The sequence below is a fragment of the Luteipulveratus halotolerans genome (assembly GCF_001247745.1).
Taxonomy (GTDB): domain Bacteria; phylum Actinomycetota; class Actinomycetes; order Actinomycetales; family Dermatophilaceae; genus Luteipulveratus; species Luteipulveratus halotolerans.
The window spans coordinates 4,022,375-4,042,992 of record NZ_LAIR01000002.1 but is presented as its reverse complement, the minus strand read 5'-3'; the positions used below and the strand labels follow the sequence as shown (position 1 = coordinate 4,042,992).

Annotated in this window: 21 protein-coding genes and 2 pseudogenes; 14 read left to right on the top strand and 9 right to left on the bottom strand. The window is 68.4% G+C overall.

Annotated features, from left to right (window positions below; translation table 11 throughout):
- Window positions 1–21: 21 nt before the first annotated feature.
- Window positions 22–585, bottom strand: a complete 564-nt coding sequence (locus VV01_RS20280; protein ID WP_231635293.1) for a hypothetical protein — start codon at window positions 583–585, stop codon at window positions 22–24.
- Window positions 586–783: 198 nt separating this feature from the next.
- On the opposite strand from VV01_RS20280, the gene bla reads away from it, so the two are divergent.
- Complete coding sequence (gene bla / locus VV01_RS20275) at window positions 784–1,728, top strand: class A beta-lactamase (RefSeq protein WP_197275123.1); 945 nt, start codon at window positions 784–786, stop codon at window positions 1,726–1,728.
- A gap of 55 nt (window positions 1,729–1,783) precedes the next feature.
- On the opposite strand, the gene VV01_RS20270 is transcribed toward bla, so the two are convergent.
- Window positions 1,784–2,254, bottom strand: coding sequence for a carboxymuconolactone decarboxylase family protein (locus tag VV01_RS20270; RefSeq protein WP_050671478.1), 471 nt, complete (start codon window positions 2,252–2,254; stop codon window positions 1,784–1,786).
- A 190-nt stretch (window positions 2,255–2,444) separates the two neighbouring features.
- On the opposite strand from VV01_RS20270, the gene VV01_RS20265 reads away from it, so the two are divergent.
- Window positions 2,445–3,227, top strand: coding sequence for a metal-dependent hydrolase (locus VV01_RS20265; protein WP_071606472.1), 783 nt, complete (start codon window positions 2,445–2,447; stop codon window positions 3,225–3,227).
- Between the two features lie 222 nt (window positions 3,228–3,449).
- Here VV01_RS20265 and VV01_RS20260 read toward each other — a convergent pair whose 3' ends face one another.
- The gene (locus tag VV01_RS20260) at window positions 3,450–3,791 is read right to left on the bottom strand and encodes a hypothetical protein (protein ID WP_050672057.1); all 342 of its coding nucleotides are present in this window, start codon (window positions 3,789–3,791) and stop codon (window positions 3,450–3,452) included.
- Between the two features lie 165 nt (window positions 3,792–3,956).
- Here VV01_RS20260 and VV01_RS20255 point away from each other — a divergent pair, with 165 nt between their 5' ends.
- The 7 genes from VV01_RS20255 to VV01_RS20225 all read left to right on the top strand — a co-directional run bounded on the left by VV01_RS20255 (window position 3,957) and on the right by VV01_RS20225 (window position 9,861).
- Window positions 3,957–4,325, top strand: a complete 369-nt coding sequence (locus VV01_RS20255; protein ID WP_050671476.1) for a YciI family protein — start codon at window positions 3,957–3,959, stop codon at window positions 4,323–4,325.
- 11 nt (window positions 4,326–4,336) lie between these two features.
- Window positions 4,337–4,990 carry a sigma factor gene (locus VV01_RS20250; protein ID WP_050671475.1) on the top strand — a complete coding sequence of 218 codons (654 nt, stop codon included), beginning with the start codon at window positions 4,337–4,339 and terminating at the stop codon, window positions 4,988–4,990.
- A gap of 146 nt (window positions 4,991–5,136) precedes the next feature.
- Window positions 5,137–6,300: an MBL fold metallo-hydrolase gene (locus tag VV01_RS20245; protein WP_050671474.1), complete on the top strand. Its 1,164-nt coding sequence runs from the start codon at window positions 5,137–5,139 to the stop codon at window positions 6,298–6,300.
- Complete coding sequence (locus VV01_RS20240; RefSeq protein ID WP_231635292.1) at window positions 6,297–7,133, top strand: SDR family NAD(P)-dependent oxidoreductase; 837 nt, start codon at window positions 6,297–6,299, stop codon at window positions 7,131–7,133. Before VV01_RS20245 ends, VV01_RS20240 begins: the two co-directional genes overlap by 4 nt.
- A gap of 179 nt (window positions 7,134–7,312) precedes the next feature.
- A complete protein-coding gene (locus VV01_RS20235; RefSeq protein WP_050671473.1) occupies window positions 7,313–8,038 on the top strand; it encodes an alpha/beta fold hydrolase in 726 nt (241 codons plus the stop codon).
- A 161-nt stretch (window positions 8,039–8,199) separates the two neighbouring features.
- Window positions 8,200–8,937, top strand: coding sequence for a ubiquinone/menaquinone biosynthesis methyltransferase (locus tag VV01_RS20230; protein WP_050671472.1), 738 nt, complete (start codon window positions 8,200–8,202; stop codon window positions 8,935–8,937).
- A gap of 123 nt (window positions 8,938–9,060) precedes the next feature.
- Window positions 9,061–9,861 carry a helix-hairpin-helix domain-containing protein gene (locus tag VV01_RS20225; protein WP_050671471.1) on the top strand — a complete coding sequence of 267 codons (801 nt, stop codon included), beginning with the start codon at window positions 9,061–9,063 and terminating at the stop codon, window positions 9,859–9,861.
- Between the two features lie 8 nt (window positions 9,862–9,869).
- Here the strand turns inward: VV01_RS20225 and VV01_RS20220 are convergent, their stop codons facing one another.
- A complete protein-coding gene (locus tag VV01_RS20220) occupies window positions 9,870–11,126 on the bottom strand; it encodes a trans-sulfuration enzyme family protein (protein ID WP_050672055.1) in 1,257 nt (418 codons plus the stop codon).
- A gap of 89 nt (window positions 11,127–11,215) precedes the next feature.
- On the opposite strand from VV01_RS20220, the gene VV01_RS20215 reads away from it, so the two are divergent.
- Window positions 11,216–11,734 (top strand): Lrp/AsnC family transcriptional regulator, encoded by a 519-nt coding sequence (locus VV01_RS20215; protein WP_050671470.1) that lies wholly within the window; start codon window positions 11,216–11,218, stop codon window positions 11,732–11,734.
- Between the two features lie 229 nt (window positions 11,735–11,963).
- Here VV01_RS20215 and VV01_RS23555 read toward each other — a convergent pair whose 3' ends face one another.
- Window positions 11,964–12,104: a hypothetical protein gene (locus VV01_RS23555; protein WP_157508986.1), complete on the bottom strand. Its 141-nt coding sequence runs from the start codon at window positions 12,102–12,104 to the stop codon at window positions 11,964–11,966.
- A 243-nt stretch (window positions 12,105–12,347) separates the two neighbouring features.
- Here VV01_RS23555 and VV01_RS20210 point away from each other — a divergent pair, with 243 nt between their 5' ends.
- Window positions 12,348–14,114, top strand: coding sequence for an AIPR family protein (locus tag VV01_RS20210; protein WP_197275122.1), 1,767 nt, complete (start codon window positions 12,348–12,350; stop codon window positions 14,112–14,114).
- Between the two features lie 251 nt (window positions 14,115–14,365).
- On the opposite strand, the gene VV01_RS23550 is transcribed toward VV01_RS20210, so the two are convergent.
- From VV01_RS23550 to VV01_RS20200, 4 genes and pseudogenes are all read right to left on the bottom strand, one after another.
- Window positions 14,366–15,115 carry a hypothetical protein gene (locus VV01_RS23550; RefSeq protein ID WP_157508984.1) on the bottom strand — a complete coding sequence of 250 codons (750 nt, stop codon included), beginning with the start codon at window positions 15,113–15,115 and terminating at the stop codon, window positions 14,366–14,368.
- Between the two features lie 54 nt (window positions 15,116–15,169).
- Window positions 15,170–15,340: pseudogene (locus tag VV01_RS24995) on the bottom strand (PIN-like domain-containing protein); the annotation flags it as partial.
- A 4-nt stretch (window positions 15,341–15,344) separates the two neighbouring features.
- Window positions 15,345–15,893 (bottom strand): annotated as a pseudogene (locus tag VV01_RS24990) (PIN-like domain-containing protein); the annotation flags it as partial.
- Between the two features lie 58 nt (window positions 15,894–15,951).
- Entirely contained in the window at window positions 15,952–17,166 is a 1,215-nt protein-coding gene (locus tag VV01_RS20200) for an ATP-binding protein (RefSeq protein ID WP_050671467.1), read from the bottom strand.
- Window positions 17,167–17,412: 246 nt separating this feature from the next.
- Here VV01_RS20200 and VV01_RS20195 point away from each other — a divergent pair, with 246 nt between their 5' ends.
- The 3 genes from VV01_RS20195 (at window position 17,413) to VV01_RS20185 (ending at window position 20,583) form a co-directional block, all read left to right on the top strand.
- Entirely contained in the window at window positions 17,413–17,778 is a 366-nt protein-coding gene (locus tag VV01_RS20195) for an ArsR/SmtB family transcription factor (RefSeq protein ID WP_050671466.1), read from the top strand.
- The gene (locus tag VV01_RS20190) at window positions 17,775–18,272 is read left to right on the top strand and encodes an SRPBCC family protein (RefSeq protein ID WP_050671465.1); all 498 of its coding nucleotides are present in this window, start codon (window positions 17,775–17,777) and stop codon (window positions 18,270–18,272) included. Before VV01_RS20195 ends, VV01_RS20190 begins: the two co-directional genes overlap by 4 nt.
- A gap of 292 nt (window positions 18,273–18,564) precedes the next feature.
- Window positions 18,565–20,583 carry a vWA domain-containing protein gene (locus VV01_RS20185; RefSeq protein ID WP_197275120.1) on the top strand — a complete coding sequence of 673 codons (2,019 nt, stop codon included), beginning with the start codon at window positions 18,565–18,567 and terminating at the stop codon, window positions 20,581–20,583.
- The last annotated feature ends 35 nt before the right edge of the window (window positions 20,584–20,618 follow it).

The window sequence follows — 20,618 nt, the reverse complement described above, 5'->3', positions numbered from 1 at the left end:
CCGACGCTCGAGGCCCGGGCCTCAGCCGACTGAGCAGCGACCGCAGACACCCGTGACCGAGGTCTCGGTGAAGCAGGTCGGGCAGATCGCACCGCGCCGCGCAGGGGCCTTGTCACGCTTGGCGTCCCGCACGGCAGCGGCCTTCGGCGACCAGGTCGGGCGGGCGTCGGCGGGGACGTCGTCACACCAGCGGCCGTAGCACTCCAGCCGCGCCTTCGCCGCGTGGTTCTCGCGCTCGGTCTCGTCAGTGATCGGGCAGTCGCCGCGCGCCGTGAGCACCGCGTCGTACGCCTCGCCGACCTGACCGTCGTCGCGGCTCACCACGAGGGCGGTCAGCGCAGGCTCGGACGCCGCGTGGCAGCGCTCGACGACGACGGCGAGGACCCCGTCGATCCAGCTGCGCACCGGCGTACGCGTGCGCAGCCCGGATCGGGACTGCACCTCCGCGGCCAGCTCGTGCTGGGTGATGTAGCCGTTGTAGGTACGGGCGGTCTCGACGAGGACGTCGTGAGAGTGCTCAGCCCACACGTCCCGCCCCTCAGCCGCGCGGATGGTCTGTGCGGGTTCGGTCACGTGCTGGGTCACCAGGGAGTCCTGTCATTGCCGACGGCGCGATTCCCACGCCGTGCCCAGTGTGACCCTGTTCGGGCTGCTCCGGCGCCAGCAGCCCGGACAACGGGACCCGTTCGATCCCGGCACGGTCCTCGCCTGCGGTGCAGATCGCGAGCGCCTCGACGTACACCGGTCGAGCGCCTGTGGGCACGATCGGGAATGCTGGTCGCCGTGGAGCCCTCTCGTCGCGCTGTGCTCACGGCAGCCACTGCACTCCCTCTGGCCGCCATGTCGTCGGGCTGCTCGTCCCGGTCGGACAGCGACTCCGTACGCCGGCCGGTCACGCCCACGTCCTCGCGCGGCACCTCGTCGGCCCATCCAGCGCCCCCAGCACTCGGGCCGATCGCGCAGAAGCACGCCGTCCGCCTCGGCGTCTACGCCGTCGACACCGGGTCGCGACGCGAGGTCAGGTTCCACGAGGACGAGCGGTTCGCGTACGCCTCGACCTTCAAGGCGCTCGCCTCGGGTCTGGTGCTGAAGAAGTCCGGGCTCGCGGGTCTCGAGACCGCGGTCGCCATCAGCGCTGCCGACCTGCGGCCCGCGTCACCGGTGTCGAGCAGGTACGTCGGCAAGACCATGACGATGCGCGAGATCATCGACGCTGCAGTGCGATTCAGCGACAACACAGCCGGCAACAAGCTGTTGACTGCGCTCGGCGGGCCTGCCGGTTTCGGCACGTCCCTGCAGGCCACACTCGGTGACCACGTCACCCGGCCGAGTCGCTACGAGGTCGAGCTGAGCGACGGCGTCCCCGGCGACGAGCGCGACACCAGCACCGCACGACAGCTCGCCACCGACCTGCGCGCGCTACTGGTCGACGACGTGCTGCCCAGCCCCGAGCGCGCCTTCCTGCGCGACACGATGTGGCGAAACACCACGGGCGACACCACGATTCGCGCCGGAGTCCCGAAGGGCTGGACCGTGGCCGACAAGACGGGTACGGCGTCGTACGGCGGCCGCAACGACATCGCCGTGATCTGGCCACCCGACCGGGAGCCCGTCGTGATCGCTGTGCTCAGCACACGCGACACCCAGGGCAGCAAGGGCGTCGACGCCGTGATCGCGGAGTCGACGCGCGAGGTGCTGCGCGCACTCGGGCTCGTGCCCGCGGCCTGACCCGACCGCTCGAGGGCCGCTCATGCCGACGCCGCCCGGGCCTGGCGGCCCACGATCAGCCGAGACTGCCCGCCTTGTCGCCGCCGCCCTGCACCCGCAGCATCACGTTCATGCGCGTCGCGGCGTTGATGAACGCGATCTGCGAGACGAGCACCATGAGCTCCTCCTCGTCGTAGTGCTTGGCGGCGGCCTCCCAGATCTCGTCGCTGACGCCGGCGCCGTCAGCCAGACGGGTGCCGGCCTCGGCGAGCTCCAGCGCCGCGCGCTCGGCGTCGGAGAACACGGTCGTCTCGCGCCACGCACCGACCAGGTTGATACGCAACGCGTCCTCGCCCGCACGCGCCGCCTCCTTGACGTGCATGTCGAGGCAGGCGCCGCAGCCGTTGATCTGGCTGACCCGGATGTTGACCAGCTCCATCGTGCCGGTCGGCACGGTCGTCGCGACGAGCTCATGGTGAGCGGCCTGGAGGTGTCGCGTGATCTTGGGGCCGATCTCCGTGGCGAACGGGTTGAGTCGAGCGGGCATGACGGGCTCCTTCGGGTTCGATCTGCTCGGACACCCCCATGACGACGCCGGACCGGCAGAGGTAACGCGATCGGCCGGGCGCGGCTTCGTCGTACGTCACCGATAGGCTCGGTGGTCTTGCGAAAACCTCGTGATACGAGGCGTTTTCGGCTGCCCTGACCGCCTTCGACCTTGGGACCACGACACGATGATGGGCCGTACGCACGCGCTCACGGGATGGTGCGCCGGCCTCGCTGTGGCGCCGCTCGTCGAGGCCCGATCGGTGCACCAGGCCGTCCTGATCGCCGCGACCACAGCGGGTTTCGCCCTGCTGCCGGACCTCGACCACCCGGGCGCGAGCGCCTCGCGGTTCCTCGGGCCGCTGACGGGTCTGCTGTGCCGCATCCTGCGCGCGTTGTCCGCAGCGACGTACGCACTCACGAAGGGCCCGCGCGACGAGGACGTCACGGGCAAGCACCGACATCTGACGCACACGCTGGTGTTCGCGATCGCTCTGGGCTGGGCCACCAACCTGGCCACGCAGGAGTGGGGTGCGCACGCGGTCGGCGTGGTCGTCGTGAGCGGCCTGCTGCTCGCCGAGGCGGTGCTCGGCGACTGGGTGCTGCTGCTCACCGGCGCGGGCGTCGTGGCCTGGCTCGGCACGGCCCACGACTACGTCGCCGACCTGGAGCAGGTGTCGGGCTGGCTCGGTGCCGCGGTCGCGGTGGGCTGCTTCACCCATTGCGTCGGCGACTCGCTCACCCGGTCGGGCTGCCCGTTCCTGTTCCCGCTGCCGATCGCGGGCGAGACCTGGTACGAGATCCGCCCGCCCCGACCGCTGCGCTTCCGCACGGGCACCTGGGTCGAGACCGGCCTGCTCGTGCCGGTGTTCGTGGTCCTGGGTGTGCTCCTGCTGCCCGGCGTGTGGACGGGTTACGTCGAGCCGTGGGTCACCGACGCGTGGGAGCAGGCCCGCGCCCGGGCGTCGGGCTGAGACACTGCGAAGGACGACGGGAGGCTCCCCACAACCGTCAACATCGTTGCGCATCACCGTCAACGCGGTTGACGTTCTAGGGACACCCCATCTCGACCGCCGCCGCGCCCTCCAGGCCACACAGGGGCTTCCGAGCAAGCGCAACCGTGTTGCGTATTCACGCAACCACGTTGCGGTTCTCTGGAGACTCCCCTATCTCCCTGGAGACCTCCTGCCGCCGCGTCAGAGCGCAGGCCCTCGAAGCACGTCTGCGCCCGCTCCGTCGAGGAAGGCTTCGTACGCCTCGCGCACGTCCTCGTCGACCGCGGGCGCCTGCGCGGAGTAGCGGCCGTCCGTGCGGTCCCGCTTGGGTCCGGACAGCCAGAAGCCCTCGCCGGTCGCGACGTCGTAGTAGTTCGCGTCGTCGCGCTGCGCGTACGCGATTCCCGTCGTCCGGTGCAGCGTCCGACTGTGCACGTACGCGGTGCGCCACGTCCGCGTGAACCGGACACGCGCGATCCAGGCCGGGCCACGATCGATGTCGTACCCCGTCTTCAGCTGGACGTACATGATCCGCTGGGGCATGACCGGAGCGTACGGTCGCCGCCCCGGGCCGGTCACCCGCACTTTCGGCGGCGGCCGCGCGCAGGCTGGAGAATTGGCCAGGATGAGGTGTCGAATCCGCACGGACGGTGACGACCACCAGGTACGCCGCGCCACCCGGGCGCTGCGAACTGAAGGAGCGAAGCCATGAAGTACGTGATCCTGATGCAGGTCGACCCCGCCGTCCTGGAGGGCCTGACCGAGGAGCAGGGCAAGGCGATCGGCGACGGCCACGAGGCGTTCATGAAGGCCACGCGCGAGTCGGGCGAGTTCATCGCGACCAACGCGCTCGGCGACCCGAGCCAGAGCAAGGTCGTGCGCTCCGTGGACGGCGCACCGGTCGTCACGGACGGGCCGTTCGTCGAGGCCAAGGAGTTCATGGGCGGCTACTACCTGCTCGACGTCGAGAACGAGGCCCGCGCGATCGAGCTCGCGAAGATGATCCCGGACGCGGGCATCGACGGGCTCGCACTGGAGATCCGCCCGGTCATGTTCTCCGCCGACGCCGACAGCTGATCGGGTCGGTCATGGCAGCGACGGGCGAGGACCGGTGGCGCACCCTGGCGCCGCAGGTCCTCGCTCGGCTGCTGCGCGCGCACGGCGGAGACCAGCTCGACGCCTGCGAGGACGCCGTCCAGGAGGCCCTCACCGAGGCGTACCTCTCGTGGCCGCACGACCCGCCGCACGACCCGCTCGCCTGGCTGGTGACCGTGGCGCGCCGGCGCTACGTCGATCACGTCCGTTCCGACGCTCGACGCCGTGCGCGCGAGGCACGGGAGGCCGCTCTGCTGGCCCCGCTCGACGACGCGTCCCCGAGCGCCGCCGACGACAGCCTCGGGATGCTGCAGCTGTGCTGCCACCCCGCGCTGTCGCCGTCGGCGCAGATCACGCTGACGCTCCGCGCGGCAGCCGGTCTGACCACGGAGCAGATCGCCACCGCGATGCTGCTGCCCGAGGCGACGGTGGCTCAGCGCATCACCCGCGCCAAGCGGCGAATCGTCAATGCTGACAAGGGTTCCCCCGAGCCGGGATCATCCACCGAACGCCTCGACGCCGTGCTGTCCGTCCTCTACCTCATGCTCACCGAGGCCCATCACACCGCGACCGGGTTGCCGGCGTACGACGTCGACCTCGCCGACGAGGCCGTCCGCTCGTCGGGTTCACCGAGCAGTCGGCGCTGACGCGGGCCGTACGCCGGTGGCACGGCGCGAGCCCCCGCGAGCTACGCGCCGAGGCCGGTCGCCACGCGCACCCGAGTGGCGCGCAGAGTTAAGAAACTGGCGTCCGAGGGCGAGACCTGCGTCACAGTGCCGGGCACTCTTGAGGGATGACGTTGACCGACACGCCCAGCGCTGGCACCAGCACGCCGCTCACCGAGATCGGCGCGCGCACCATCCCCGAGTTCGACGGCGTCCACGAGGTGTGGCCGCGCGGCGACCGACTTCAGGCCGTCCGCGACGCGACGACCGCGTACAAGAAGCGGTTCGTCCAGCAGGGCCAGGTGCGTGCGGTGAAGTCGGTCGACATCGCGGCTGCGCCGTACCCCGTCTCGTTCGCGTTCAACGGTGCCGTCGTGGCGCCGCACCTGCCGCTCATCGCGATGATCAACCGCATGATCGTCGTCCAGTACGACGACTGGGACGGCCGCGCACGCACGCTCGTCTTCGAGCCGACGATGCCCGAGGGCTCGGCCGAGGCGCCGTTCTACGACAACCTGCAGCGCACGATGGACAAGGTCCCGTTCGGTCTCAGCAAGAAGTTCGAGGGCTTCATGCTGAAGTACATGAACGAGCCCGACGACGTGCTGCGTCTCGTCGGTCTCACTCCGGACGACATCGACTTCTGCACGTTCGACCACCTGCACGTGCAGGACCCGCGCATGATCATGGGCTCCTCGAAGGCCATCCCCGGCGAGTCCGCGCCGCGCAAGCCGCTGTTCGGCGACGCGAAGATGCTGGTGCACGAGCGTGAGCTCGCCACCTTGCAGTCGATCCACCCGATGCAGTGGGCCTGGTACGTCGAGGACGGCCTCGACGGTGTCGACCCGAGCCGTTTCGCGACGTTCGACCGCGACATCGAGCTCGGCCCGGGCATCGCCCTGCTGTGGACCCCCGGCCACACCGACGGCAACCACTCGCTCGCGATCAACACCCCCGACGGCGTGTGGGTCTCGTCCGAGAACGGCATCTCGCTGGACAACTGGCAGCCCGAGCTGTCCACGATCCCCGGCGTGCGCTCGTACGCCCGCACCTACGGCCGCGAGATCTGCCCCAACTCCAACACGCTCGAGGACTCGCTCGACCAGTACGACTCCATGATCAAGGAGAAGATCATGGCCGACCCGTCCAAGCGCGACCCGCGCCGGCTGCAGATCCTGCCGTCGACCGAGCTCGCCCCGTGGAAGCGGTTCTGGCCGGTGCTGCCGACGTTCGTGCACGGCGGCATCGAGTACGGCCAGGTCCAGGCCGGCCTTCGCCAGGCGCAGGCGTGACCTCCCGTACGCCGATGGGCGGGGCCGTCGTCACCGGCGCCGGCCGTGGTCTCGGACAGCAGATCGCGCGGCTCCTCGTCGACCGCGGGTACGACGTGCTCGTCACCGACCTCGACGAGGGCGCTGCCAAGGCGACCGCGGCCGACCTCGGCGACCGGGCGACGGCGTACGCGCTCGACGTCCGTGACGTGGACGCCGTCGCCGCCGCGCGTGACGAGATCGTCTCTCGCGCAGGGCATCTCGCGCTCTGGGTCAACAACGCGGGCGTGCTCATGACCGGCCCCGCGTGGGAGCAGGACGCCGACACGCGCCGCCTCATCATGGAGGTCAACGCGCTCGGCACCATCAACGGCACGGTGGCCGCGATCGAGGCGATGAAGGGTCGCGGCGGGTACATCGTCAACATCGTGTCGCTCGCGGGTCTCAGCTCGGTGCCGGGTGAGGCGGTCTACGCGGCGTCGAAGCACGCGGCGATCGGGTTCAGCCTGAGCACGCTGTCGGACCTGCGGCTCGCGGGCATCACGAACATCGACATCTCCTGCGTCTGCCCGGACGGCATCTGGACGCCGATGCTGCACGACAAGCTCGACGACCCCGGCTCGGCGCTGTCGTTCTCGGGCAAGCTGTTGCAGCCGTCCGAGGTCGTCGAGGCGGTGGCGTCGGTGCTCGACTCGCCGCGTCCGGTGACGACCGTGCCGAAGTGGCGTGGAGCGCAGGTGCGCCTCGGCGACACGTTCCCGAGTCTGGCGCTGCGCATCATCCCGTCGGTCGTCAAGCAGGGCCGCCGCACCCAGCGCAAGCTGCTCAAGACCGGCGGCCCCAAGCCCCGCTGACCCCGGCACGGGCGCCCTTTTCCGCGCTCGCACCCCGCAGTCCCCCGGCCAACGCCCACTTCCCGGGCGAAATGTGACTTCAGACGCCGCTATAGCAGCCCTTGAACCCACATTTCGCCTGGTGAGTGGGCGTTGCGCTGCGGAACGATGCTGTCCGCCTGCCGAGTGACGATGCAGGCATGACGACATCCGCACCGCTTCCGTCCTTCGTCCTCGTCCCCGGTTACTGGCTCGGCGCCTGGGCGTGGGACGCCGTCGCCGACGACCTGCGCGCACGCGGTCACGACGTGCTCGCGCTCACGCTGCCCGGGCTGGATCCCGATGATCCGCAACGGTTCTCGGCGACCTTGGTCCAGCAGGCCGACGCGGTGAGCGCTGCAGTGAAGGCGGCATCACCACCGGTCGTCCTGGTCGCGCACAGTGGCGCCGGCGCGGTCGCTTCACTCGTGCTCGACCGCGACCCGGGATCGGTGGCTCGGGTCGTCTACGTCGACAGCGGCCCGTCGAGCGACGGGTCGGCGTTCGACGCCTCGCTTCCGGCCGAGGTCACGGAGCTGCCGCTGCCGCTGCCGGCGTACGACGACCTGGAGGCGAGTGTGGACGGTCTCACCGACGAGCAGCTCGCGACGTTCCGCGAGCGCGCGGTGCCCGAGCCGGCCGGCGTCGTACGAGCGCCGGTCGAGCTCATCGACGAGGCACGCCACGAGGTGCCGACGACGATCATCGCGTCGTCGATCCCGTCGGAGGTGATGATGCAGATGGCGCGTGACGGACACCCGATGATGGCCGCGGTCGCCGAGCTGCGCGACCTGCAGCTGGTCGACCTCCCGACCGGCCACTGGCCGATGTGGAGTCGACCGGCCGACCTCGCAGCGGCGATCGCGGACGCGTCGGTCGACGCCTGACCCGGTCCTGTCACCGGGCACCGTCGAGACAGCATCACCCTCCTGCCTCACCGACGACCCCAACGTGCAGCCGGGCTCAGCGGCACTCACCCCACCGGCGAGCGATGTGGTCCCGCGTGGGGGTGGGGCCGGCGTACCGCCCGATGCGGGAGGCTGGGCACATGACACTCCCCGCCGACACGACCCCGCCCGACGCCGAGCAGCCCGAACCGACCCGGGTGCGCGAGATGTTCGCTCGGGTGGCGCCGCGCTACGACCTGGCCAACCGCGTCATGACGCTCGGCCAGGACCGGCGCTGGCGGAAGGCGATCCAGGAGCACGCCGCGCTCCCCCGCGACGGGCGTCTGCTCGACCTCGCCACGGGCACGGGCCAGATCGCGTTCGACGCGCTCGAACGCTGCCCGTCCGCCCGCATCGTCGCCGCCGACCTGACGTCGGAGATGCTCGACGTCGCACGGCAGCGGCCCGGAGCCGACCGGATCGAGTGGCGGCAGCTCGACGCGCGCGAGCTGCCGTTCGACGACGCGTCGTTCGACGCCGTGACGCACGGCTACCTGCTGCGCTACCTCACCGACGACTTCGTCGGAGCGCTGCGCGAGCAGTGGCGGGTGCTCGCGCCGGGCGGTCGTCTCGTCGCGCTCGACTCCTCACCGGGCAAGCCCGGGCTGGTCGGTCGCGTCGCAGCCGGCGTCACGGCGTACTGGCCTCGGCTCGTGGGTTCGGTCGTCGCGGGCAACGCGCGCGACTACGAGTTCCTGCAGCAGTCGACGCTCGCGTTCCTCACGCCCGAGGCGGTGCTCGGCCGGCTGGAGGAGGCGGGGTTCGTCGAGTGCGGGCACCGCTCGTACATGCAGGGCATGCTCACGCTGTTCTGGGCGCGCAAGCCGTTGGACGCCTGACCCACGCACCGACGCGAGAACGGCACGGATGGTGCACGAGCGGCACGCCGTACGACGTGCCGCTCGTCGGGCTTCCGTGCCGCTCTCGGCTCGGCGGGTGACAGGTCCTGACAGAGTTGCCTCATGATGATCCGTCCGGCCGAGCAGGCTGCGATCAAGCGGGGCGACATCGACCTCGCGTTCCGCCGGTGGGCCTCCCCGCGCGTCGTCGTCGGTACGCGGATGCGCACGTCCGTGGGGCTCGTCGAGGTGACCTCGGTCGAGTCGGTGTCGCCTGACTCGTTGACCGCGGACGACGCTCGGCGGGCAGGCGCCGCGTCGCTCGACACCCTGCTCACCGCGCTCGCCGCCCGGCCGGACGACCCGATCTGGCGGGTCGGGCTCACGTACGCCGGGCCCGACCCGCGCGAGGCGCTCCGCTCGACCGTGCCCGACGCGGCCGGCATCGCCGAGATCGAGCAACGGCTGGCCCGCCTCGACCGGGCGTCGAAGATCGGCGCGTGGACACATCAGACGCTCGACCTGATCGACGAGAACCCCGAGCGCCGGGCGCCTGATCTGGCCGCGCAGGTCGGGCGCGAGACCGCCGACTTCAAGAAGGACGTGCGCAAGCTCAAGGAGCTCGGGCTCACCGAGTCGCTCGACATCGGCTACCGGCTGTCACCGCGCGGCGAGGCGGTGGTCGACGCCCGACTGCCCGCGCCGCGCGTACGTGTGCCGCGACCGTCGGGCACGCCGCTGCCCAAGATCGGCGCACCGGCGACGCGCGCGCTGCGGGCGGTCGGGGTGCGGTCGCTGGAGGCCGTGACGGCGTACTCGTCGGACGAGCTGCTGGCCATGCACGGCGTCGGCCCGATCGCGGTGGCTCGCCTGAAGGACGCGCTGCGCGACGCCGGCCTGGCGTTCAAGGACGCGGCCGGCTGAGCCGCCCGTCAGGTGAGGGCGTCGACCTTCACCGCGTCGCCGTGCTCCATCGATCGCGTCGGCCACGCCTGCGAGGACATCCGGAAGGCCTGCGCCAGATCGGCGATCAGGTCGGCCGGGTCCTCGAGCCCGACGGACAGGCGCAGGAGCGCGGCGTTCGGCTTGGCCTCGGCCGCGACGGGACGCTGCGTCAGCGCAGCCGCGTGCTCGATGAGGCTGTCGACCCCGCCGAGCGACACCGCGTGCGTGATGAGCCGGCACGACTCGGCGACGGCGGCGGCCGCCTCGGCCCCGCCGGCCATGGTGAAGGACAGGACGGACCCCGGCCCGGCCATCTGCGTAGCCACGAGTCCGGCCGAATCACATTGGGAGAGAACGGGATACGCGACATCGGCCACCTCTGGCTGGTCGACGAGCCACTGCGCGATGACCTGCGCGCCGGCCTGCTGTGTGCGTACGCGCATCGGCAGGGTCTGGAGGCCGCGGTGCAGCTGATAGGCGGCGGTGGGTGCGAGCACGCCGCCGGTCAGCGCGCGGACCTGGCGCAGGCGTACGGCCCAGTCGTCATGGGTAGCAACGACTCCGCCGAGCAGGTCGCCGTGACCACCGAGGAACTTGGTCGCCGAGTGCACGGCCAGCGCAGCACCCAGGGCGAGCGGTTGCTGCAGCACGGGCGTCGCGAAGGTGTTGTCGACCAGGACGGGCACGTCGCCGGCAGCCTTGACCACGGCCGCGATGTCGACCAGGTCGAGGGTGGGGTTGGCCGGCGACTCGACGACGACCAGGCCCGTGTCGGCGCGCACGGCGGCGGCGACTTCGTCAGCGGTGGCCCAGGTCACCTGGGTGCCGAGGAGCCCCGTCGCCAGGAGGTGGTCGGTGCCGCCGTAGAGCGGACGCACCGCGACCACATGCGGTCGGCCGGCGGACACGGTGGCGAGCAGGCACGCGGTGATCGCCGCCATGCCGGACGAGAACGCCACGGCCTCGTCGGCGCCTTCGAGGCGGGCCACACCGCGCTCGAAGCGGTCGACGTTGGGGTTCCAGAGCCGCTGGTAGACCAAGGAGTCGTCCTGGCGCGGACGACCGCCCGTGGCCATCTGCTCGTACGCCGCGCCGCCGGCCTCGACGGACGGCAGCGGGTACGTGCTCGACTGGTCGAGCGGGGGCACATGGACTCCGCGGCCGGCGAGGTCCTCGCGGCCGGCGTGGACGGCGACTGTGGCCACCGAGGGTGTGGTGGCGGTGTGGTGGCTGCTCGTGCGCATGCCGGAGAGCATCGGGGATCGCACGACAGGGCCGCAATCATTTCGTGGAAACCCCGACAGGAGTGGGTCTCTGACGGGATCCTGCGGGAATGCCCGCTCCTTCACGCACTCCGTCGCAGAATCCGCAGCCGACCGGCACGGCCGTTCCGGCCCGCCCTGTCGACGACCTCGACCGCGCGATCGTGACGCTCCTCATCGCCGACGGGCGGCTCTCGAACGCCGAGCTCGCCCGTCGCGTCGGCTGCCCGGAGTCGACGTGCGCGGGTCGCGTCCGCGCCCTGCGCGAGAGCGGTGTCATCGCCGGAGTGCACGCCGACGTCGACCATGCCGCCCTCGGTCGACCGCTGGAAGCGATGGTCGCGCTGCGCTTCGCCGGCCACACCCGCGCGTCGATGAGCTCGTTCCGCAAACGCATCGCCGCGGTCCCGGGAGTCATCGCGGCCTACCACGTGGCGGGCGCCGACGACTTCCTCGTGCACGTCACCGCACCGTCCAGCGACGGCCTGCGCGACCTGGTGCTCGAGCACCTGACGTCGGTCGAGGGCGTCAGCCATGCGCAGACCAGCCTCGTCTTCGAACGCATCCCCGGCACCCTCCCCGCGGGCTAGGTCACGGACCTTCTGGGTACGTGCGGTAACCGCGAGCAGCCCGCTTCAACGCGAATGGATCGCGCGGCTGATGACCGTTCGCAGGTTCGCGGCCACCCGCGCCTGCCTCCGAACCCGAAAGTGACCACACAGCACGGATCTCGCCCTGCACGGACACGATGCGTACGCGCGCGGAGGTATCAGCCGAAGTGGGACACCGCGAACGCGTGCGCCACCTCTCCCGAGTAGATCAGCCCATCGTGAGCAGCGCATCCCTTGAAGGAGAGAGGGCTTGGGCCTTTCGGCCGAGGATCACCGCCACGTCCGAGGACAGCACGGACTCGATCTCGTCGAGCTGTTCGTCCTCAGCATCAGCGCTCGCGGCCGTCACATCGGCGAACCGCCACCTCGCGCGCCTGCTGGGTGCGAGAGATCTCAGCGTCACCTGCGAGCGCCCCTATCTTTCCCACCCACGGCGCACGGACACGGCAACCTCCACGCCGGAGGTAACTCGCATCCTCCGATCGCGCATCTGCGCCGTCGCCATCAGGAGATGGTGGCTCGCTGCGACATACCTGAGATGTCGGCGCTACTTGGTAGCGTCAGCGCAGCGCGAGAGAGGACACCCAGAACCGTGACTACACCAGACGTGGACCCCACGCAGCTTCCCCGGTACTTGCGGTCGCTCGCGGACTTCCGTGCGTACCTCGACGACGAGTTCTCGAGCGAGACGAGTCCGAGCAAGGGAAATCGCTTCGTCAACGCAATGCTGCAGCTTCTACCCCACCTGCCGCAGGCTCAAGGTTTCGAGAGCTTCGAACTTAGCCCAACTGTCTCCCATGACGGAGGCGTGGACATCAGCTCACGGCAGAACGCCGATGGATCGGTCCTGCGAGTCCAGAGTCGCTACAAATTGGAACGGGTGGACGACTTAGACTCGATCTTATCCAAGTTCGAAGACTACGATCAGATCTCGATAGATGAGGACGCCGGAGTCCTGCCTTTGACATTCGAAGGCAATGGTCGCCCAGCGATGCCCGTATACATGGTCCTTACTTCCTCAGACGTCTCGAATATCGCAGCGATCTACGAATCAAAGGGACGCTCGTCCCTTCGCTTCTACAAGCGCCTCAAGTCCGAAGGGCGGCTGCACCTTGTCGGCGGGCAGGCCATTCTCGATACATTACGGCACCGGTTCGTAAAGTCATCACGCCTCCCAAACTCATTGACGTTGACCTCGCCGAAGGGCTGGCTCCGGGTTGGAGATGTTTATCTTGGCGTAGTCCGTGGACCGGACATGGTCGAGCTCTTCGATCAACACGGGGATGGTCTTTTCTTTGAGAACATTCGCGAATGGCTCGGCCTCGAGGAAGGCCGCGTGAACGCGAGCATCACGGCCACTGTGGTCGACGAGCCAGGACGCATGCTTGAGCGCAACAATGGCATCACGATTCGAGGCGAAGCGGTTCGACAAACCGACAACAACACCCTCGTTGCCGACAGAGCCGCTATCATCAATGGGTGCCAAACTACAATGTGCATTTGGCATGCTCGGCCAACTGATACCGAGCTCCTTGTTCAGATCAAGGTGGTCCAGACTCCCGCAAATGAGGATGCATGGACCATCGCCCGGTCGTCCAACTATCAGAACGACGTCAGCCAGATTGACCTCGAGCTGGCCAAGTACCTCCGGCCCCAACTCGTGAGCAGGGCAGCCGCCAGTCAAGGCCGTGGCTTGGAGTCCGCTCGGGATGACAGCCTGCCAAACCTGCTTGCCCAACTCACTGAGACCGAGGTATCCTTCGCGCTCACAAAATACGTCTTCCTAGGCCTTTTCTGCGCCCCGCCCAACCAGTTGTTCAACGACAACTATTCGAAGGTGCGCATGGACGTTCTCAAAGCTCTATATGCCTCCGATGCTGACGTCGAAGATCGCCTCTTTGCTACAATCTTCGACGCCGTTGAGGCGGGCCGCAATGCGAACGAGGAAGCAAAGGACGCCTACAAGGATGAGGCGTACGTGTCGCTATATCAGCGTCTCCTTGACTCCACCAAACACAAGTACTCTGCGTATCTGATCCTCTTGGCGGCCGCTGGCGCACTCAAGTTTGATCTCTCACAGCGCGAGTCTGATCCGGAGACAGAGGCCGCGCGCATCGACGGGTTTCTCTCCGACCTTGGGAGCCTCCTTCGCGAACGGAAGAACGAGTTCACGGAGGCATACCTCATCGCTTTCAAGGTTTACGCTGCCAGCACCGACCGCAGCCAAGAGGGCGACGAGAAGACAGCCCAGCGACTATCAGTACGACTCCAAGAGTCCTCGTTCTCGAACCTCTTTCGACAGATCCGTATGGAACTCGATGCACTGAGCCATATCCTGGAGCGTCGGGCAAAAGAGTGACCAGCGACGGATTCAACCGTATGCCACGATGCTCCCGTCCCTGGCCGGCGCCCAAGAGCGGGACCACCGCCTGACTCGTGCCGCTTGAGGGTCGAGTCAGGAAGCTGATGGCATGAGCTAACGACCGAACGACGACAGCGGAGGCGCCTCGCGCGGTCGAGCCGATTTCCTACCCGACGACTGGCGTCGCACGATCGGCTGGGATGCCCAACGGCACCTGCAGCAGGCGCAGGGCCGGCGGATCAGACCCGTTACGACATCTTCCTGTACACCGCATCCCTGACCGCCAAGAGTCCCTGCTTTGTCAGGACACCCCCTGTCGACACATAGGAGTCCAACCAGGCATCACCGGAGGCGGTTAGGATTTCTCGGGCGAGGCCAGATGCGCTGGCGGATACCACCAGTTTCTCCGAAATATCGCAAACTCGAGCGCACTCCCTCAGGACGCCGATATCTACCATGCCCCCAGCGCCCACGGCAGCCCCCGCGAAGGAAACCATCTCGGCGAGACTTTCAGCCACCTCAACTCTGGTCTCAAGAACTCCAACCAACGAAGGATCGACGGAGTATCCAATGGCCTGACCAGGACCAGTGTATGACGCACGGAGAGCGTCGCCCGCCGATTCAGACAAAAGCCCCTCTTCGATAAGCTCCAACTTTATCCTTGTGACCGGGAGGCTGAAACGCTTCAAGGACCGATCCTCAGGATAGTTGCCGATCTGAAATATTTGCTCTCTCGAGACAAAACCGTCCGGCGAATTTGCTGCGGCGTTGAGGACTGCGGCTTGCACTTGATAGCCGCCCTCCGCGAGCCTACGCAACAACTCGATATAGGCAGGACCATTCCAGGCAGCCGTCCCGGAAGGATCCACGGAAGCTTCAATGAGAGATGCGATGGCAGCCTCGTCCGCATCGCCAACAAGACGAACCATCACGTCGTAGAATTCATTCGGCGAGATGATGATAACCGGCTGTCCAACGCGCCGTCGGGCTTCAGCCACCAATTCTGGCCTGGCACCGCCACGTATATCTCGAGACCTCTCGAATTCTAGGCGCCAGTCCTCTTTCTCGTCTCGCGTAATAAAGACAAATGGCGAAGCAATTCCCTTCTCGTCAAGGTGACGCAGGGCCTGCTCCCAAAGTAGGAAGTCCCCAGTGCCGTACTCTGGCAGCTGGGATTCTTTGTCTTTGCCGTCCTTGTAACCCGGGGGGTATTTTCCTCGCAAAACGCTTTACGCCCTCCTTTATCATCTCATCTTCGTCGCCTAGTGGCTCGCCGACTTGAGAGTCCGGAAAGATCGAGGAAATTTCGGCTACGGCTGGGTCGTCGGCGGTATTTCGAAGTGCAGCCTTCCAGTCCAAGGAATCACCAGTAGCGTCGCGAATCTTGCGCTCGAGAGACGTAACGTCTTCTAGAATTTCTCTCTTCAGAATGCTGAGTTCTGTCGCGTGCCGAGAGGCTAGGGCGAGCCGGTTCATGTGCGCCGATATGTCATTTCGAAAGTCAGCGACTGGATCTTTAGCCTTCCCAATCTCAGCCAAGCATGCCGGTCGGTTCCGCCAGAACTCTCGTGCAACTTGGTGCGGCATCCATATCCGCTTTCCCATTTTCTCCAGGCACCGGATGGCAAGTAGTCGCGCTGGCCCCGGAAGGGAGTACAGGTCAAGAAGTACGTTGGTATCGACGATCACTTCGCCATCTCGAAGCGCGGCTTCAAGGCCCTCTCTTGAGACAGACGTATAGCCTTCAAATTCTCCGCCAAGAAAGCCAGATTTCATACTCGTCTCCGATGTTCTCATCGTCACTGGAACTCGTCGTTGTATGTGCTCACGATTGTCAGGTGTGGGCGCGGAGGTAGCGGCCGAAGTGGGGCACCGTGAACGCGATGCGCCCCCGCTCACCCGAGTAGATCAGGCCCTTCTTGAGCAGCGCATCCCTTGCAGGAGAAAGGGATTGGGGCTTGCGCCCCAGGATCACGGCCACGTCAGACGTCGCCACCGACTCGATCTCGTCGAGCTCAGCCTCGTCATCGGAGGCGATGGCGACGGCCGCGTCGGCCATGGCGCGCAGGTACTCGCGCTCGCCGGGAGTCGCTCTCTCGTAACGGGATCCGAAGAATCCGACCGCGAGCTCCGACTCTGCCTCGGGTGCGGCGACCGCGATGTCGTCGGCCGTGATCGGCGTACGCGGGGCGAGGTCCCAGGCGACCTTGCCGTAGGCCTGGATGAAGTACGGGTAGCCGCCGGTCGCGACGTACATCGCCTCCAGCGCCTCGGGCGTGAAGTCGGCGTCCTCCTCCTTGGCCGGCATCTGCAGCGCACGGTCGGCGTCAGCGCGCGGCAGCCGGTCGATGCGGGCGTAGCGAAACAGCCTCTCGCTGTAGGACTTCGACGCCGAGAGCACGGCCGGCAGGTGTGGCAGTCCGGCGCCGACGACGATGACGGGCAGCGAGGACTGGCTGATCTCGTGGCAGGCCGCGCACAGCGCCGAGACGTCCTCGGGGTGCAGGTCCTGCATCTCGTCGATGAAGATGCCGACGCCCTTGCCGACGTCGGCCGCGAGTCCGCCCACGTCAGAAAGGAGTTCGACGAGATCGATCTCGATGTCACCCGAGTCCGCGCGGCCCGAGATGGCCGGCGCGTCGATGCCCGGGTTCCACCGCTCACGCAGCTTCGCGCCCGGCTCGACCGCACGGTGCGCGAACGACTTGATGACACCGAGCACGTGGTCGACGTCGTCGGCCTGCGGGTGGCCGAGCTCGCGGACGGCGACGTGCAGGGCCGCCGACAGGGGACGCCGCAGCCGCTGGTCGGGGCGCGCCTCGAGCTTGCCGGTGCCCCAGTCGGCACGCACGGCCGCCGACCGCAGCGCGTTGAGCAGCACCGTCTTGCCGACGCCGCGCAGACCGGTCAGGACGACCGACCGCTCGGGGCGGCCGCGCGCGATGCGCTCCAGCACGACGGAGAACGTCTCGAGCTCGCTGTCACGACCGGCGAGCTCAGGAGGACGCTGGCCCGCGCCCGGGGCGTACGGATTCCTGATCGGGTCCACGATCGCAGCGTATGGGCGGCTCTAGCGTGAGCCCGAGATTTCGCTAGCAATGCCGATCGCGTGTCGCGAGTACCGTGAAGGGATGCGCATCGGCAACTCCGAGGTTCGCGTCGCGGGCGGTCTGCCCGGGTGCCTCGCGATGATCCTGGTCTCCGTCGTGCTGTCGATCCTGCTGACCGTGGTCCTCAACCTCCTGGCCTGACGAAGCCTCGACAGATACGTAACGTCACGGTTACGCTTTGTGTCGTGGACGTGTTCGCAGCGATCGCCGACGACGTACGCCGTCGCATCGTCGTCCTGCTCGCGCAGAGCCCGCGCACGGCCGGCGCTCTCGCCGAGCAGTTCCCCGACATCAGCCGCCCCGCGGTCAGCCGCCACCTGCGCGTGCTGCGCGAGTCCGGCCTCGTACGCGCCGAGCTCGTCGGCCGCGAACGTCGCTACGAGCTCGCCACCGAACCCCTCGCCGAGGTCGACCGCTGGCTGGCGCTCGCGCGCGGGCAGGCCTGGGAGCAGCGGCTGGACGCCTTCGAGACCGAGGTACGCCGGACGGTCCGCGACCGGCGTACGGCCCGACCCGCCACGCAGACCACCGACACCAGGAGCACCGGATGAGCCCCACCCCGACCGGCCGACTCGTCGCAGCGACGACCGGCACCGACCTCACGCTCACGCGCGAGCTGCGCGCCGGCATCGACGACATGTGGGCGAGCCTGACCGAATCTGACCGCACGGCAAGGTGGTTCGCGAGCTGGACGGGCGACGGGCGACCGGGCCAGACCGTGCGCATCACGCTGACCGCCGAGGAGGGTCAGCCCGAGAGCGACCTCACGATCATTGCCTGCGAGCCGCCGCACCGGCTCGAGGTCGAGACCGTCGACGAGTACGGCCGCTGGCACCTGGAGGCGACCCTCGCCGAGTCGGCGACTGGCACGACCCTGACCTTCACCCATCACCTCGACGCGTCGGCCGTCGTGGCCGAGGTCGGCCCCGGCTGGGAGTACTACCTGGATCGACTCGTGCTCTCCGTCGACGGCGGCGACGAGCCCGCCTGGGACGACTACTTCCCCGCACAGAAAGCGTACTACGAGGGCCTCAGCGCCGAGTGATCGCCTCGTCTGAGGCTGTCTAGCGTCAGCCCGATACAGCGCTAGCGGCGGCCATCGACCGCGGCCGCGCCGCGAGACGCCCGACTTCCATCACGAAACGACCCGCTCCTTGCGAGACGACCCGCGGATCTGCGGGTCGTCTCACAAAGGGCGGGTCGTTTCGCGAGCCCAGCCCGACGGCGTACAGGGGACGGGTGGCGGAGCGGACGGAACCGGGCGGAACCGGTCGGCACACCTCGGCGTCTTTGCTTCTGTAAATTTGCTGTCGCAAACCATGCAGGAGCTGATCCCGATGGCACGTCGCCTGTACCTCACCGCCCCGCTCATCGCGGCCGGCGGACTCGGCCTGCTCGCGGGTACGACGCCCGCGCACGCCGCGTTGACCACACCGCCGGCGGCCACCGCGGCGCCCGCGGTCACACCGGTCGCCGCCCAAGCCCGCCTGATGATGCTGCTCGACGCGTCGGGCTCGATGTCCGCCCCCGACTCGACCGGCAAACCCAAGATCGACGCCGCTCGCAGTGCGCTGCACCAGGTCGTCAACAGTCTCCCCGCTGACGCCAACGCCGGCATGCGCGTGTTCGGTGCCACGGTCAAGGACAAGGCCAGCCCGAAGGCCTGCACCGACTCCCAGCTCGCCGTGCCCGTCGCCACCGGCAACAAGGCCGCGCTGAGCACCGCGGTCGACGCGTACAAGCCGTTCGGTGAGACGCCGATGGCGTACGCGATGCAGCAGGCCGCGAACGACCTCGGCCCCAGCGGCAAGCGGTCGATGATCCTCGTCTCGGACGGTGAGGACACCTGCAGCCCCGACCCGTGCAAGGTCGCGCAGCAGATCGCCGACCAGGGCATCGACCTCAAGATCGACGTGGTCGGCTTCCGGGTCAGTGGCAAGGCGCAGAAGGACTTGCAGTGCATCGCCAAGATTGGACGCGGCTCGTACTACGACGCGAGCAACACACAGGACCTCACGGCCAGCCTGAAGACGTTGAGCACCAGGGCTTTTCGGCCGTTCGCCGTGTCGGGCAAGCCTGTCGCGGGGACGCCGATCGTCGACGGCGCCCCGACCATCACCCCCGGCCAGTGGACCTCGAAGATCGGCCAGGACGAGGACGTCCGCTACTACCAGGTGAAGCACACGCCCGGCACGACCCTGCACGTGTCCGCTGTCGGGCGGCCCGGCGGCACCGATGACAAGTCCCGGTCGATCAGTGTCTCGATCGACCGCACCGACGGATCCTCTTGCTACGGCAGCGATTCCGCGTGGAGCTCCGACTGGGCGAAGACCGCGATGCCGATCGGTGCGGTGGCCCGCGTCGATGCCAACGACGAGGAGTGCGGCCACGTGGAGAACCTCACCGTCAAGGTCAAGACCGGCGCAGGCGGCAAGCCGCAGCAGGAGCTCGGCCCCGACGCGATGCCGTTCGAGCTGCGCGTCGTCGAGGAGAACCCCGTCACGAACGTGCCGTCGCTGCCGGCGCCCGCCGAGAGCACGTCCGACTCGCCCGCCGACTGGTCGTACAGCCTCACGGGCGCGCCCGCGACCGGCGGTGCAGGCTTCAGCGACGCGCTCGAGCTCAAGCCCAACACCACGTACGCCGCCACGCTGCTGCCCGGCGAGGTGCAGATCTTCAAGGTGCCTGTGCAGTACGGCCAGACCCTGGTCGCCCGCACCAACGTCGCACCGCCGTCACTGCCGATGAAGGCGGCGCTCGAGACGTCGAAGGAGTCGCTCGACGTCCGGATGGGCCTGTTCAACCCGGAGCGGCAGTCCTACAGCGGGTACGACTCGGTCAGCCTCAGCGAGTACACGACCGACCGAGCCGACATGGCCAGCGACACCCGCGTCGTCAACTGGCGCAACCGCGAGGACGGCATGACGCCCACCTACCTCGCCGGCGACTACTACATCGCAGTCACCGCCGAGGACGTCCCGACGGGCGGCGCTCCCATCAGCTTCCTGGTGCGGGGAGACGTGACGGGTACGCCGACCGGCCAGCCCGCGTACGGCGCACCGGGCGCCACCCAGGCCGAGGGGCCGGACGAGGACGCGACCCCGAGCGGCTCGCCCTCCTCGTCCGGTACGCCGACCGGTTCCGCCTCCCCGACCGGCGGGTCCTCGCAGGTCGCCGTCGCTCCGGTGGCGGACGACGGTGACGACGGCGGGCTGCCGATGCCGCTCCTGGTCGGTGGTGGCGTTGCTCTGATCGCTGCGCTGATCGGCGGCGGCGTGTGGATGGCGTTGCGCAGCAAGGGTTCTCAGACTCCGCCGAACGCACCGCAGTCCATCGGCCAGACCTGGCAGTACTGAGCAGCACCGCACACCGCTGGTCGAGCCGAACCGCC